At 45.3% G+C, this 14,925-nt stretch carries 17 protein-coding genes; 9 read left to right on the top strand and 8 right to left on the bottom strand.

The window, feature by feature from the left end; translation table 11 throughout:
• Positions 1 to 104 precede the first annotated feature (104 nt).
• On the bottom strand, positions 105 to 368 hold the full coding sequence (locus tag ACLGLO_RS06030; protein WP_492128013.1) for a winged helix-turn-helix transcriptional regulator: 264 nt from the start codon (positions 366 to 368) through the stop codon (positions 105 to 107).
• 3 nt (positions 369 to 371) lie between these two features.
• The gene (locus tag ACLGLO_RS06035) at positions 372 to 1,601 is read right to left on the bottom strand and encodes an ORC1-type DNA replication protein (RefSeq protein ID WP_492128014.1); all 1,230 of its coding nucleotides are present in this window, start codon (positions 1,599 to 1,601) and stop codon (positions 372 to 374) included.
• Between the two features lie 127 nt (positions 1,602 to 1,728).
• On the opposite strand from ACLGLO_RS06035, the gene ACLGLO_RS06040 reads away from it, so the two are divergent.
• Positions 1,729 to 3,087 (top strand): MmgE/PrpD family protein, encoded by a 1,359-nt coding sequence (locus ACLGLO_RS06040; protein ID WP_492128015.1) that lies wholly within the window; start codon positions 1,729 to 1,731, stop codon positions 3,085 to 3,087.
• The gene (locus ACLGLO_RS06045) at positions 3,080 to 4,738 is read left to right on the top strand and encodes a TIGR04190 family B12-binding domain/radical SAM domain protein (RefSeq protein WP_492128016.1); all 1,659 of its coding nucleotides are present in this window, start codon (positions 3,080 to 3,082) and stop codon (positions 4,736 to 4,738) included. Before ACLGLO_RS06040 ends, ACLGLO_RS06045 begins: the two co-directional genes overlap by 8 nt.
• A 137-nt stretch (positions 4,739 to 4,875) precedes the next feature.
• Here ACLGLO_RS06045 and ACLGLO_RS06050 read toward each other — a convergent pair whose 3' ends face one another.
• The gene (locus ACLGLO_RS06050; protein WP_492128017.1) at positions 4,876 to 5,634 is read right to left on the bottom strand and encodes a hypothetical protein; all 759 of its coding nucleotides are present in this window, start codon (positions 5,632 to 5,634) and stop codon (positions 4,876 to 4,878) included.
• Positions 5,585 to 6,166 carry a hypothetical protein gene (locus tag ACLGLO_RS06055; RefSeq protein WP_492128018.1) on the bottom strand — a complete coding sequence of 194 codons (582 nt, stop codon included), beginning with the start codon at positions 6,164 to 6,166 and terminating at the stop codon, positions 5,585 to 5,587. Before ACLGLO_RS06055 ends, ACLGLO_RS06050 begins: the two co-directional genes overlap by 50 nt.
• A 203-nt stretch (positions 6,167 to 6,369) precedes the next feature.
• Here ACLGLO_RS06055 and ACLGLO_RS06060 point away from each other — a divergent pair, with 203 nt between their 5' ends.
• Entirely contained in the window at positions 6,370 to 7,578 is a 1,209-nt protein-coding gene (locus ACLGLO_RS06060; RefSeq protein WP_492129152.1) for a pyridoxal phosphate-dependent aminotransferase, read from the top strand.
• Positions 7,579 to 7,706: 128 nt separating this feature from the next.
• Here ACLGLO_RS06060 and ACLGLO_RS06065 read toward each other — a convergent pair whose 3' ends face one another.
• The 3 genes from ACLGLO_RS06065 to ACLGLO_RS06075 form a co-directional block, all read right to left on the bottom strand.
• Entirely contained in the window at positions 7,707 to 8,207 is a 501-nt protein-coding gene (locus ACLGLO_RS06065) for an adenosine-specific kinase (RefSeq protein WP_492128019.1), read from the bottom strand.
• Between the two features lie 5 nt (positions 8,208 to 8,212).
• On the bottom strand, positions 8,213 to 8,506 hold the full coding sequence (locus tag ACLGLO_RS06070; protein ID WP_492128020.1) for a TRAM domain-containing protein: 294 nt from the start codon (positions 8,504 to 8,506) through the stop codon (positions 8,213 to 8,215).
• Positions 8,507 to 8,642: 136 nt separating this feature from the next.
• Positions 8,643 to 9,263 (bottom strand): hypothetical protein, encoded by a 621-nt coding sequence (locus ACLGLO_RS06075; protein ID WP_492128021.1) that lies wholly within the window; start codon positions 9,261 to 9,263, stop codon positions 8,643 to 8,645.
• A gap of 337 nt (positions 9,264 to 9,600) precedes the next feature.
• Between ACLGLO_RS06075 and ACLGLO_RS06080 the strand changes: the two genes are divergently transcribed.
• The 6 genes from ACLGLO_RS06080 to speD all read left to right on the top strand — a co-directional run bounded on the left by ACLGLO_RS06080 (position 9,601) and on the right by speD (position 14,312).
• Entirely contained in the window at positions 9,601 to 10,380 is a 780-nt protein-coding gene (locus tag ACLGLO_RS06080; RefSeq protein WP_492128022.1) for a DUF2192 domain-containing protein, read from the top strand.
• Entirely contained in the window at positions 10,352 to 11,209 is an 858-nt protein-coding gene (locus ACLGLO_RS06085; protein ID WP_492128023.1) for a hypothetical protein, read from the top strand. The genes ACLGLO_RS06080 and ACLGLO_RS06085 overlap by 29 nt, the downstream gene beginning before the upstream one ends.
• 47 nt (positions 11,210 to 11,256) lie before the next feature.
• Positions 11,257 to 11,652: a hypothetical protein gene (locus tag ACLGLO_RS06090; RefSeq protein ID WP_492128024.1), complete on the top strand. Its 396-nt coding sequence runs from the start codon at positions 11,257 to 11,259 to the stop codon at positions 11,650 to 11,652.
• Between the two features lie 231 nt (positions 11,653 to 11,883).
• Entirely contained in the window at positions 11,884 to 13,143 is a 1,260-nt protein-coding gene (asnS, locus tag ACLGLO_RS06095) for an asparagine--tRNA ligase (protein WP_492129153.1), read from the top strand.
• A gap of 16 nt (positions 13,144 to 13,159) precedes the next feature.
• Positions 13,160 to 13,834: a diphthine--ammonia ligase gene (locus tag ACLGLO_RS06100; RefSeq protein WP_492129154.1), complete on the top strand. Its 675-nt coding sequence runs from the start codon at positions 13,160 to 13,162 to the stop codon at positions 13,832 to 13,834.
• A 61-nt stretch (positions 13,835 to 13,895) separates the two neighbouring features.
• The gene (gene speD, locus ACLGLO_RS06105) at positions 13,896 to 14,312 is read left to right on the top strand and encodes an adenosylmethionine decarboxylase (protein WP_492128025.1); all 417 of its coding nucleotides are present in this window, start codon (positions 13,896 to 13,898) and stop codon (positions 14,310 to 14,312) included.
• Between the two features lie 69 nt (positions 14,313 to 14,381).
• Here the strand turns inward: speD and ACLGLO_RS06110 are convergent, their stop codons facing one another.
• Positions 14,382 to 14,918 (bottom strand): metallophosphoesterase, encoded by a 537-nt coding sequence (locus ACLGLO_RS06110; RefSeq protein ID WP_492128026.1) that lies wholly within the window; start codon positions 14,916 to 14,918, stop codon positions 14,382 to 14,384.
• Positions 14,919 to 14,925: the final 7 nt, after the last annotated feature.

The following is a 14,925-nucleotide window of genomic DNA, read 5'->3' on the forward strand; positions in this document are numbered from 1 at the left end:
CTGATTCTCCCAGCCTACCCAGCTGATGATAGGAGTACTGCTCCATCACTCGATGTTATTTAGTTTTCCGGGAAAATCTTTCTCTGAGATAGAGCTCAGCATCCCTACAGCTCCATCTTCTCCAGCTCTCTAAGAAGGTCTCTGATGAGCAGAGCCTTCGAGCTGGTATAGTTTATCGAGTAAAGCTTCGCCCTGCCGAAAGTTCTCTCGTTTATTATTCCCATGCTCTTCAGCTCTGAGAGGTATCTTTTCACATATTCATAATTCAGTCCAGTTTCCCTGGCAATCCTCGAAATGTTTACTTCTCCGTAATCATATATTGTCTTGAGAACTTTGTACTTCCCTCTGTTGCCTATCAGAGAGCTCAAGCTTCATTTCCCCCTCCTCGCCAGCAGCTCCTCCGCCCTCTTTTCGAGCTCATCCAGCGATCCGCCGTTTATCCCGAGCAGAGTGCTCTTCCCCCTGTATCCCTTTCCGCTGCTCTTTGCCGAAATAATTCCCATGTTCTTCATCTTCATTACATACGTGTAGAGCTGAGTATGCTTCCTGGCCTTTTCCCTGTAGTTTTCACATACTCTCCTGTAGATTTCTTCTACCTCACCCATCCTAACGAAGCTGCTCTCGCTCTTTTTCAGAGCCTTGACCACGGAGAGGAATATCAGAAGCTCATGCGTTTCCAGGGACTCCAGCTGGTCTTGAAGGATGGCGGACTCGGGCCTCACAATCACTTGTGCCCTCCTTATATCGTCTATCGTGATGCTTCCCCGCTTTTCTGCGTCGGCTATCTCTCCAGCTCTCACCAAGATCTCCAGAGCGGTTCTCGCGCTGCCGGTTCCACCCCTATCGTATCCCTCCAAATCAGAAATGTAATTCAGGCCTTCATCCGTGACTACTCCAGGGTAAAGGGCCTCTTGGGCTCTGTCGCGCAATATATCGTAGAGCTCGGCGGATCTATATGGGGGAAAAGTTATTATGTCGCGCACGAAAAACGAGCTCGAAGCCTCCCCACCCAGCTCCAAGACGCTCGGATCCCTCACTATAAACATGTAGCTGATCCTCTTCTTTTCTACAGAGTAGTCGTCATAGAGCCTTACGAGTGTATAAAGGGAGTTAGTCGTTGAGTTGGAGACCATGAAATAATCGAATTCGTCGAGAGCTATCAGAGCATATAGGTTCTTCCTCTCCATATCGTCCAGAAGCCCCCTGAGGAGCTCCTGAACGCTGAGCCCCCTCTGGGGAAGAGAGATGCCCAATCCGGATGAAATCGAGTGGACTACTTGCGGCAGTGTTCTTGCTTTGAAGCAGTTGATGTGCACATATTTGAGATTTATGCCCTTCTTCCTTGCGAGAGACGTTACGGTTGAACCGAAGACCTTAGCAGTTACAGTTTTCCCAGTTCCATACGAGCCAGCCAGCACCACCCTCAGCATCTCTTTTCCTGGGGAGGAGAGAAAGCTCCTGAACCTCTGCGCGAGTTCTCTGAGCTGCATTTCTCTATGGGGAAGGCGTTCAGGCGTGTACTCCGGATACAGCTTGTGCTTTTCCCTGAAAACAGAGGGCGACTTCAGCTCGCTCTCTATTATCCTTTCATAGTAAGTCATTTCCCCTTCCCGCTAAGGGTTTAGTTAGATCAAGCACCTTAAATAAGTAGTTGTCCGAAAGTATTATCCTCGATTAATATTAACTTCTTTTCTCCAAATGAGGATAAGCGGTTCTGTGGTGTGCAGCTTGAAGGCTAGGCTCCAATCTTTTTTAGAGAATGCTTCCAGCGTTGCTGAAAAATCGGCTGAGGCCGAATACAAGGCCGCTCTAAAATCGTTCGCAGACACGATGTCAATCGCAATGGCTTCGCACACCATAGACTCCAGAGTGAAGAGGCTCAGAGCGATCTTTCTTCAAGGAAATGAGGAGGGTCCTTTTGCGGTTTTCGGAGACAGCATTATGAGAACCAGTGCAATCAATGCTCTTTTCATAAACTCCTTCGCGGCGCACTCTCTCGAGCTAGATGACTGGCTTCCGCTCGGCATACTGCATCCGGGCGCATCGCTCGTTCCATCCCTCACTCTCGTAGCTCAGAAGAGCGACATGTCAATTGAAGACGTTCTGCGCGGTATAATTTTTGGGTACCAGTTTGCTGAGCAGTTGGGAAGATGGCTCGGAAAATCTCACTACAAGATATGGCACAATTCTTCCACTATTGCTGGGATGGCCGTGGGCGCATCGCTCTCATGGATAGATGGTGGAAGCGAGGAGCAGATTCTGAACTCTGTGGTTATAGCAGCAACCTACGCTGGTGGGTTCATGCCCCTTTTGAACAAGTTGGTCTCAATAAAGCCTCTCAGTCCTTCTCACGCCAGCATCGTTGGGTATTTTTCCTATCTCCTGAACTCAACCTTTTCAGGATTGAATAAAAACCTCGAAGATGTGGAACATAAAATGTGCCAGCTGCTGACCAAGCAGTGCGAGGAATTTCCAGAGGACGAAAGTGTCTCGCCGGCCATTTTCAGAGTAGGCTACAAGGTATTCCCGACGTGCAGGAACAGCCACACAACAATTCAGGCAGCTATAAAGCTCAGCCAGAAGGTCGATCCCTCGCAAATAGAGAGCATTCAGATAGAGGTTTTCGAAGAAGCCGCACAGGTTGCCGATGTGAGATTTCCAACAAGCATTGAGGAAGCCATGTTCAGCCTGTCGTTTCTTGCAGCCGCTTCACTTGTCAAGAAGTGGATCGGTCTGAAGGAAATTCGCGAATCTCTCTCTGATCCTCAAGTTAGGGAGCTGGAGAGGAAGGTCAGGATATCCGTTCGAGAGGATTACACGCTGAGCTTTCCAAGCAAGCATCCAGTGACTGTGAGAATTAAGCTTAAGAGTGGAGAGACCCTGGAAGAGTACGAGGAAATACCGTATGGGGATCCGTCGAGGAACCTTTCAGAAGAGTTGCTTTATGAGAAAATTAAATCGCTGGCGGAGTACTCAGGCAATGAAAAGATATTGAAGTTTGTTGATTTAATTTTAAAGAAAAGAAATAATATCAGAATAAATGAACTAATAGATGAGCTGTCTGCCGAGGAAAAGAAAAATGGCTGACCTTTTGCTGATACATCCCCCAAGCTATCTCCGCTTCAGGGAGGAGAGGAGGAAGTACGGCCCCATAGCCGATGTGGTACCGTCTACCCCGCTGTTCGATATGTACCCCTACGGATTCCTCTCAATGGCCAATTACCTAGCGAAAAGAGGCTACAAGGTGGAGATATTCAATTTAGCTGCAAGGATGATAATGGATCCCTACTTCGATCTGAAGAGCTATATCAGGAGAATAGAAGCTGAATTGGTCGGCATAGACCTGCACTGGATGGTGCATGCGAGCGGAGCAATAGATTTGGCGAAAAGCATAAAGGAGGAAAGGCCAGATCTCCCGATAATGCTCGGAGGCCTCTCCACAACCATATTTCATGAGGAAATCCTCTCCAAGTACGATTGGATAGATCTCGCAGTTCTCGGCGATACGACTGAGCCAATTATTGAAAAGGTGCTCGAGAGCAAGATGAGCGCCAAAAAGATGAGAGAGATTCCGAACTTAGCTTACAGAGACGGTAGGAGGATCATTGTAAACGATATCGCCTATGTCCCTTACAACCTAGATGAGTTTTCAATAGACTACCATGCTCTTTTCGGCAGTTTAGCTCGCACTTCTGAGCCTGTTTGGTGGATCCCCTTTGCCGACTTCATAGAGCATCCGATCGGAGCGATATTTCTGTTCAAAGGTTGCAAATATAATTGTTTGGGTTGCGGCGGTTCAGCTTATGCATATTCGAAGTACTTCAAAAGGAGAGCAGTAGCTCCGAAGTCTCCGAAATCGGTCGTTGAGGAGATAAAGAGCATAACAGACTACATGAAGATACCGATATTTTTGGTGGGGGACATCCAGCTCATCGGAATGAAGAATATGGAAAAACTCCTCTATGCGTTGAAGAGTGAGCGCATAAATTTGAACTCGATATTCTTTGAATTCTTCACTCCCCCTCCTCAATCTCTCGTAAATGATTTAGCTTCACTTGATGCGGAAGTTTTCTTCCAGATAAGTCCTGAATCGCACATAGAGAGCATAAGAAAATACTACGGCAGGCCCTATGGAAATGAGGCGCTGGAGAACTTCATCAGGCAATCCATTCGTTCTGATGTAAGGAGAATCGATCTTTACTTTCTCGTGGGGCTTCCAAAGCAGAGGCTGGAAGATGCCGCATCTCTTCCCAAATACTTGGCTAGCCTTTCGAGAAAATTAGATAAGGGTTGCATTGAAAAGCTCGACTTCTTTGTCGCGCCTCTTGCCCCCTTCATAGACCCTGGAAGCTTGGCTTTCGACTTCAATGAGAAGCTTGGATACAGGCTGAAAGCCAAGAATCTCGAAGACCATGTGAAGCTGATTGCAGGCTCGAGAGATTGGAGAGACATGCTGAACTATGAGACAAAATGGATGAGTTCAGACGAGATTGCTAAAGCAACATACATCTCAGGGAGAGGCCTGCTTGAGCTGAAGAAGGAGCTCGGCTTAGTAAATCCTCATGCAGTAGAGGAGATTATAGCTAAAATGGAATCCGAGTATATGCAGGATGTTATGGAGAAGGAGACAGTGATCCCAGAAGACCTATATCCCTCCGTTCCAATTTACAGCGCAATAGAAGAGAAGAGTTCTAACGTTCTTCTCAGCATTATAAAGAGCATTTTAGGCTTAGAATGACTTTTCTAAACGGGGGAGATACCGGCCCACTCACAGCAATTTTCATCTGTGATTCTTTAGGGAAACTAAACAACTAATGGATCAATCTCTTCATTGCTATTCATTTTCCATGTTGCTCTCGATAAGTGCATCGTAGTTCAAGCTAAGTGATATGTCAAAATCTTCAGTGGAAGCCCTTCCGTTGCTCTGGTGAGCTCCCCAAATACATCAATACTCTCTTTCGCTGCACGTTTAGCAATTTTCTCTACTTTATTTGGGAGTTCAGCCAGGTCTTCCAGCACATCATTAGTTATGATCTTCGTCCTCTGAAAGTAAAGGATGTAGCTGGAGCAGCCTATTCCGAAAAGGAGACCGCCGTCCAGATAAAAGCTGACGACATTCCTCATATCGGCCTTGGAAGGAAAGCATGAAGCCATGGGGTGGTATCTTCTGTCCACCGGATGCGTGTGGACTGCGGCGCAGAGAGAAGATATGGGGAAGAGGACCCTCCTCTCCTCTCCCTCTATCGCTATAGCCGTTCCGCTATCCGTAAAAAATGCGGCGTGTTCTCTTCCTATTTTCATTGTTCTCTCTATTATTGCCCCCAAAACATTCCTCGATGCTTCTGAGAATATGTGGGGAAACTGGAGGTAAGCAGAACTGATGGGAATAGCTCGAGCAAGCGATGACTCACCTGTGGAGATCTCAACCTCATTTCCGTATTTCTCGACGAATTCTTTTATCACCTCGCTGTCTAGCACATCTGCTAGGATGATTTTCCTGCTTTCCAAATCGAGCCAAACTCTTTTCGCCCCCTCAGCAATGAGGTCTTCTGCAGCCTTTATCGAAATGCACATAGCTCTTATTTCATCCGGTCTTTCCGGCTCTATTTCCATCTGCCACGGCCTGCTCCTCAACAAACACCACTCTCATCCCTTGATCGGTTTCCAAAATCACATCAAAGGGATCTCCAGAAAACCTCACTTCTCCTTCGTAAATGTAAAATTCCTTGGAAATTGTCTTTCTCAACCACTCTATATGCCATTTCTCACCGTTCCTGGCTAACTTTCCCACACCATTCAGTCTGGCAGGTCTCTGGAAGAGGAGCTGAGGAAATGAGCTCTCCTCCAAATAAGAGCCGAGATGAATGGTAAAGCCCCTCCCTGCAAGATCTACTATTATCAAACCTTCCCTTAGCTTGGACTTCATGGAAGTCTTCCACTTTTCCAGCAGCCTCGTACCTTGTTTTATCGAATCCAGGACAGAGTAGGACTCGATCTTTTCACTTGAGAAGTTCTCTTCAAATGGAACGTATCCATAGAGGGCAATCTCTCCCAAGTCTAAGAGATATGGCTGGTAGACCGTCACTGTAGCCATAACTTCAAGCTTCGACTCAGCTGCTGCGCTCTCTTCAGCAGTGCTCGTTCTAGTTCTTCTCTTCCTTGCCAAATCTATCCCCTCTCTTTTCTTCTGCAGAACTGTATTATTTAGTTTATAGTTCGAATTGTCTTCTATGAAAGTTGGAAGTGCAGGCAATTTAGGGCGCAACCTAATTAATACAAATTTGGAGTGAAAAAAATTAATTAAATGAACAACAGCGTATATAAAGGAATTAAAAATTTTTAAATTATTAAAAATACTATTTATCCTTGGTGTATCTCTATATGAAAATCAACGAACAACTGAATCAGCTGGAAGGGGAGCAGGCCTTTTACTACCTCGCTAAGGCGAGAGAGGTCTCGAGAGAAACTGGGAAGGAGATAATAAGCTTCGGGATAGGTCAGCCCGACTTCGACACTTTCCCCCATATCAAGGAGGCAGCAAAGAAAGCTATTGATGAAGGGAAGACGGGTTACACGGAATCCGCAGGAATTCCAGAGCTGAGAGAGGCTATTTCGGAGTATTTGAACAAGAAATACGGTGCCAATGTGAGCTCGAAGAGCATACTGGTCACAACTGGGGGAAAGACGGCGATATTCCTGGCAATGTCCGGTGTTGTTCCTAGAGGTTCGGAAGTTATAGTAATAGAGCCTTCCTACTATGCTTATGGGCAGACGGCAAAGTTTCTTGGGGCAAAGCCGGTTTATGTTACTATGAGGTGGCTCGGAAAGGATAGAGGATTTGAGCTGGAAATAGAAGACGTTAAAGAAAAGATCAGCCCTAAGACGAGCGCAATCGTGATCAACAATCCAGACAATCCCACTGGAAACGTGTTCGGAAAGAGCGTGGTGAAAGCACTATACGAGCTGGCGGCAGACCACAACCTAGCCCTCATTTCCGATGAAGTCTATGATTATTTCATCTACGACGGAAACTTCTTCAGTGTAACGCAGCTTGAAGGGTGGCAGGAGCACGCTATATTGATACAGTCGTTCAGCAAGACATTCAGCATGACAGGTTGGAGACTTGGATATATTGCGGGAAGGAGCGATTTGATCTCCCTGCTGGACACCCTCGCAGTCAATGTCTACTCCTGTGCTCCGAACTTCGTGCAGTGGGCCGGAATAACCGCTCTCAAGAGCGACTTTTCCAGAACTTATGAGATGGTCAGAGAGTTCAGAGAGAGAAGGGATCTCCTCTACAGAAAGCTCAGCAGCATACCTGGTGTAGAAACGTATGTTCCCGAGGGTGCATTCTACGTTTTCCCGAGAATAGCAGAAGCTTTGAAGATGACCGGCTTATCCATTGAAGAATTCGTTTTGTCACTGTTGCGGAAGAAAGGAGTGCTAATCCTTCCAGGCAGAAGCTTCTCTGAAAAATACGGAGATGAATTCGTAAGGTTCAGCTATGCTACGAAAAGAGAGAACATCGAAAAGGGAACCGAACTGATCAAAGAATTCATAGAGGAGCACATGAAGTGAGTCGAGCAAAAACCTTTTCATTTAATAAGAACATTTTTTTGATTTTGACTTTTAATAAAAACTTATTATTGAAACAACCATAGCTCAGGATTCTTCCCGGAACTGCTAGAAAACTTTGAAAAAGATCGTCATCTTTTGTATCCTATCTTTTTCAGAAACTCTATTCTCTCTTCTTTATCTTCTTCGCTTTCGACGCCGATCGGTGTAAATCCGTCAACTGCTCCTATAACTGTTCTTCCCTGATCCGTCTCTGCTACTATTATCTGAACAGGATTGGACGTTGCCACATATATTGTAACTACTTCATGCACGTTCTTCAGCGCGTTCAGAACGTTTATCGGCCAAGCATTTCTCAAATATACAACGAAGATGTGTCCTGCTCCAATAGCTCTAGCGCTCTCAATGGCAGCTTTCTCCAGCTCTTCGTCGTTGCCATCATATCTTATCAGCCTTTTACCGCTTGCTTCATTGAAAGCTAGCCCGAATCTTATTGAAGTTGAGCTTGTTACCAGAGCCTCATATATGTCCTCCACGCTTTTGATGAAGTGGCTCCTTCCCACAATGACATTGGATGATTCGGGGATTTTAAGCTGGACAATTTCGAACCTGAGCGAGGGCGAAGCGCCCAACATCTTCACCTCAGTACTTCTATGAGATCTGCGAGCGCCTCTTCACCTCTTTTCTCCACTATTTTGACTTTGACTTTTTCTCCTACAGTGCATCCCCCGTTCACGTGGATTTTCACTTTGTTCAAAACTCCAACGCCGCGTCCCTTCTCGTCGATATCACTTATTTCCAGCGTCAATACAGCTCCAGGATATATTTTGTTCTGAGGTCCAAACTCGTCTGGCTTCGGGATTTTGGGATAAACGCTCCATCTGGAGTAGTCTCTTGTATATACTTCCTTATGGTCTCTGTATTTTGTCATTAAGAAGATCACCACGGACTTCGAAGGTGAAGGCATGCCTCATTAGCTCTGCCTTGAAAAGAATAAGGCTCATTTTATTATGACCGTTTTTTCTCATATCAGACTATCCTGCATTTTTATTTATCGTTTTTTCTTCCTACTGCTCCCTTATTAATTTAATGGATATTTCCTCGGCCATCCTAATGATCTCTTTCAAGATCCCGATCTCTTCTTTGAATTCACTTTCCCTCTCCATCATTTTCTTCAAAACTTCTCCAACTTTATTCAATTCTTCAAAGGCAATTTTTCTGAAGAGCACTTTATCGGCATGGTCGAGCCTAGGCTTAGAGGAAATCTTCTTCAGATTTCCCAAAAGTTTTTTCGGTTCAAGAGAAGCATACATGGCCAGAACGATCTTCTTATCCTCATCACCTTCTTCTACTCCCCTCAGAGCCTTAGCAATTGCGGAAAAATCATAGAACCTCCACCAGTGTTGCTTGCTTGATTTGTATGATGTTTCAATCAGACCATATTTCCTTTCCATTACTCCAAGCAAAGTGCTGGGATTTGCGCTTTCTCCCATTTTCTCGAGAATTTCTTTCACTCCCTTGTAGTCAAAGTCTCCGAGAGAATTATTGCCATGTGCTGAGAGCTCCTCTGCCCTCCTGAGCGCAGCTTCTAATACTGCCCTCCCGCGATCCCCGTAATCTTCTAGAAATGCGCTTAGCCTAGTTTCATAACTGAGGAGCATTGAATTAATTTTACTCTCAATCTTCAATCGGCTCGACCTTGATTAGATCTGATCTAAGAATAAGTAAAAAACTTAACTTCATGAGCACAGTTTGCTTGAGTGATGGTTGCCCTTGCGACCTTATTCTATCCTTTGCTTCGACGAGCTTCCATCGATTCTTTGTCGAAATTCAATATATAAGCCTCGATGCTAAAGCTTAGCGAGTGAAGCTTCACCTATCAAAAAACTGGTCAGATAAAGCGAAGGCAGACAATTGCTAAACAGTAGGATTAAAATAATAGAAAATTGAAACAAGACAAACTAGACAGCAAGAAAAGAAATATCCTTTCGTATTTTCAAAACTCGGATCGGGAGAGTGTTTCGGTTGGCAGTACAGAAAGGCGTGTACCGAAAGAAAGTGTCTGTAGCTATAGATGTCCTGAGCGAGATAGCAGAGAGAGGTCTTTCAGATAGAGGAGAAGTTGTTGACCTGCTGAAGAGAAAGTACGAGGAGCTCAGAATATCCCCATTCAGAGGTATCGCTCAACCCGAGGATCTCTATGATAAGGAGATGGCGACCCTTTACGTGATAGGGAAATACGGAATGGGCATAGACGAAGACTATCCAGAGCTTTTCAGCAGCCTCTTCGATCGCGAAATAAAGTACGAGGAATTTGCTAGAGAAATCCTTTCCAACGATGATGATGCCACGAAGAAGTCCAGGGCGCTGGAGAAGCTTGGGACAGATGTGCTTACCAGCAACGATGTGGCGAGAATATTGAGGGTCGAGTTCACGAAGGTCGTATTTGGTTTCTCTTCAGAAGATGAGCTTCTCAGGCTCATGTCTGAAATTGAGAGGATATTTCCAGAAAATGCCAAGGACGTTAGGAACTTCAAGAAATTCTACATAGGCTTTAAATTGGCAGAGATGATAACGACCGGGGAGGTCAGGAACAGGCTTGAAAAAGAAGCTATGAAGCAGGCGATGGTCCTTAAGCTGGGTAGCGGAAAGCTGGCCCCCGATGACAGGTACATCGCTACGATCGCTAGGAGGGTGTTCAAAGTTCCAAGGGAAAAAATCGAAAGAATACTATCGCTTGGAGAAGCGAGGCATGAGGGAGAATTGAAACATGAGAATGATAAGGAGAATGAGAGCAGGTCATGAAGGCATAGTGGTGGAGAAGGATCCCATACCTCCCTTAGATCTCAGCAAAGGAGAAGTTCCGATAAAAATGAGGAGAGTGCTCTTAACCCCTTTGGATTCCTGGATTCTCAGTGGAGTCTTAGATAGAAAGTTTATTGGAACTCTTGGCTATGGAAGAGTTCTAGAAAAGCATTCGCAGAGTATTCCAGAAGAGGCATCAATTTACCCCAAGGACTGCTCCACCCTCCCCCCTATAGGAGTTGAAGGCCTAGGAAGCGAAATATTTCCCTATCCAGCCGATCGCTTGAGGAAGCCTCCAAGCAGCCTCAGATTTCCTGAGATGCTCTTCATTTACGATGTACTATATACAATAATAACCAGCTCAGAAGGGAGGACCCTAGTTGTCGGAGGCGATGGTCTCCAGAGCTATCTCCTGGCAAGAATTTTCAGTGATGCCACCTTCTTCGGATTGCAGGCTAAATTGAAGGGATTAAACGGAATATCCCTCATATCTCCTGAAAACCTCAAGGGAACTGAGTGGGACACAATAGTTCTGAACACCCTGAGCTTCTCTAGAGCAACTTTCGCTCTGAGGGAGACCATATGGAAAAGACTAATAGTAAACCCATTCGTTGCTTGTCTGCAAGGGGCTTTTCCTCTGCCTTCTCTGAACAGATTCTCAGTGGTCTTCGCCTTTCCTTCTGACACGACCTTCGATCAGAAAATACCCTATGGAGAGATGGAGAACTATGCAGTTGAGAGCGGCTTCATAGAGGAGATCCGCATCGAAGAGCTGGCATATGACCGGCAGTTTAACTATCTAACCGTGGTTCTGGAGGACGAAGAATGATTTGGTGCTCTCGGTCCTGGAAGCTTCTCAGCATATTCCTGCCGCTTTTGAATTCCAGCTTGTTCGTTTTTGCTATGTTCAGCTATCTTTCCCATAATTATATTCTACAATACGCAATCCCCCTTTATCTAGCTGCATATGTCCTCACATCTATAGCTCTTTCTGTTTTTACACTCCGCATCGAAAGCTTCTCCTCCTACAGCAATGGAAGAATGGGGACAAGGTTTAAGGAAGCGCTCCTTCTGAGCATATTCTCTTTCCTCACAATTGGAACTGGAGCCTCTGTTAAATTGGGAAAAATTTCAGGGAAGGGCCCAGGATGGGTGTGGATAGCTTCAACATCTCTAGCTACTCTTGGCTTCATAAATTCCTTTTGGATGTATTTCTTCCTTGATAGGCTCTGCTTTGAGAGAGAGATCGATGACTTTTCTTTTTCAGTTTAGATCCTTCCTTTCCTTGCCCAAAACCTCGTGGAAAAAAGTCTTTCACACATAAATGCAGGCAAGGGAAATAGCTTTGTCTTTGAAGCCTGTGCTGAATTATAAAAGCTTTGGATTGAAGAAAGTGAACGTGGCAGGGATATAAAAGAAATAAATGGGTTTCAATCAAAGTTCAAGCTGTAGCGAAGGTGAAGGCTTTTGGATGGTTTCGCAAAAGTGGAACAGGCATTTTCGATGAACAGCGGAGACAAAGTCAGGCTAAGAGGATGGATTCACAGGAAGTTCCACGTCGGAAAAAAGATCTTCATTTGGCTCAGAGATTCTACCGGCTACATTCAGTGCGTTGTCGAGGAGGAGAAAGTTGAGAGGAACGTTTTCAGCAGCTTTGAAGAAGCGAAGAGGGAAAGCAGCATAGAGATTGAAGGGATAGTGAAGGAAGACAGCAGGGCTCCGGGAGGAAAAGAAGTAGAGGTAATGGGCGGGAGGGTAGTTTCATTCAGCGAAGACTTTCCCATCAAAGGAGGAGAAGGGGTTGAGTTCCTGCTGGATAACAGACATCTCTGGCTGAGGAGCACCCATCTAACAGCTGTAATGAAGATAAAGCACTCGATTATGAAGCTTTTGAGGGAATTCTACTTAAATGACGGATGGTACGAGACAACTCCTCCCATCCTCACATCCTCTGCTGTAGAGGGTGGAGCAACTCTCTTCAAGGTTGATTATTTCGGAGAGCCCGTCTATCTCAGTCAGAGCGCGCAGTTTTACTTGGAAGTATTAATATATAGCCTGGAAAAAGTGTTTTCAATAACTCCAAGCTTCAGAGCTGAAAGGTCGAGAACGAGGAGGCACCTTTCTGAATACTACCACTTCGAAGTAGAGGCGGCATGGATGAGCATGGAGGAGCTTATGGATGTGACAGAGAAGTCGATTGAGTACGTTGTCCAAAACGTCTTGGACGAAAGAGCAAAGGAGCTGGAAATCTTGGGGAGAAACGTAGAGCCATTGAAGAGAGTTAAGGCTCCATTCCCAAGAATAACGTACACTGAAGCCATTGACATTCTGAAGAAGAAAGGAGTTCAAATAAACTGGGGAGATGACTATGGAGCAGATGAGGAGGCAGTTCTCACTAGATCATTCGAAACGCCGTTCTTCGTAACACACTTCCCAAAGAGTGTAAAGCCGTTCTACATGAAGGTCAGCGAAGAAGATGAAAAGGTTGTGAAGGGATTCGATTTCCTTGCTCCAGAAGGCTACGGCGAAATCATTGGAGGAAGCCAGAGGGAGGACAACTACGAGGTTCTCCTGAACAGAATAAAGGAGCAAGGTTATGACCCGCGCGATTACTATTGGTACCTGGATCTAAGAAAGTACGGTTCTGTGCCGCACAGCGGATATGGATTGGGCATTGAAAGGGTTGCCATGTGGATTGCTGGGCTGGAGCATATAAGAGATGCCACACCTTTTCCAAGGCTTAGAGACAGAACGAAGCCCTAAGTGGACAGCATTGAGAATGTGCGCGCTTTTCACCGGTGGCAAGGACTCCACATTCGCCCTCCATATGGCTGTCATATCTGGACACAGCATAGAATGCCTTGCGGCTGTAAAGCCTGTCGACAAAGATTCCATGCTTTATCACACACCGGCCATAGAACATTTGAGAATTTATGAAAAAGCTTATGAAGTACCGCTTTACTTGCAAGAAGGTAGTGGGGACGAGATCTACGATCTGGAGTTATTGTTGAAAGCTGTCAAGAGAGACTTCAATGCAGAAGCAGTTTCCATAGGCGCTATCGATTCAGACTTCCAATACATTCGTTTCTCGAAGATTTTGAGAAAGCTGGGAATGAAAGCTTACACTCCGCTTTGGCGCCGAGACCAGATAAGCTACATGAGAAGCCTTCCCAGGCTTGGATTCCGATATGCTATAATCAAAATTTCAGCATACGGGCTCCCTCTTAGGCTTTTAGGCAGAGAAATAGATGAAAAAGCCACCGAAGAAATCATCAAATTGTCGAGAAAATACGGCTTCAATCCCGCTTTCGAAGGCGGCGAAGCAGAAACTATGGTGCTCGATGCTCCTCTGATGAAGTGCCGCCTATCCCTCTCCGGTAATATCATTAAGCTCAGTGAGTTCGAAGGGTATTACTCTATCTATAATATAAATTGCTCAGAAAAAGCAAAATAGGTTGGGAATAACCTTAAAAATCCTTTTAATGTAGTTAGGCATGAATAGAAGGGTCAAGGAGATGGAACAGGTAGAAGAGAATCAAGAAAGGAATAAAAAAGATATAATTGTTGGTAAGCACGTATATGGAAACCTCTACGGGATGGACGAGAAGCTGTTGACCGACGAAGAATTTCTTCGAAAAACTATGATAGAAGCGGCCAAAATCGCCAATGCAACGCTTGTGGAAGTGAAGAGCTGGTCATTTCCAGGGAAGAAAGGAGGAGTAAGCGTGATAATACTCGTTACAGAGAGCCACCTCGCACTCCACACTTGGAACGAATACAACTACGCGACGCTGGACATCTACACCTGCGGAGAGCACACAAAACCAGATGTTGCTTTCGAGTATGTTGTGAGCAAGCTGAAACCAAAGAGGGTCGTCAAGCACAAGACTCTGAGGCTGAGCAGTCTGGAAGAAGAAACAATGTCATTCTAACATCTATACCAATCGAAAGCAACTTAGGTTTTTTAAAGAAAATTTTCTTCCGATTAAACGGATTAGTTTTTATTGAGATATTTCTCCGATTTCTATTATCTTGGCTGAAAGCGGTTTGGTGTATAGAATCGCAGCTGTAGCTCTTCCGGTCAGAATTCCTCCAGCCTCTCCTGGATTGAGAATGAGGGTTCCGTACTGGTTTTCGACCTTTGGCTCATGTGTATGGCCGTAAAGAACAGCGGAGAAGTTCATAGATTTTGCGAGAGACTCAACTATCATCCTAGTTTGCTCCGGCGAGCCGAAGCCATGCATCAGAACAAACTTCATGCCCTCGATCTCGTGGACAGCAATGTATTCAGAAATTTTTATATTGAAGAGGCCAGCCAATTTGCTTATCAGCAGCCTGTCCCCATCGTTGTTTCCAAGTACTGCAAATCCTCTTCCCTGGAATTTATCAAATATGTTTTTGAAGATGAAGGGCGAATTGTTATCTCCGAGGTGGATAACTGCATCGACGTTCTCCTTTTTGAAAAATTCTGCCCACCTCATTGCATGTGCCAAGTTATCATGTGTGTCTGAAATAACGCCTATTTTCAATGCCTCCATCCTCCGT

The sequence above is a fragment of the Fervidicoccus sp. SLHALR4 genome (assembly GCF_058692745.1).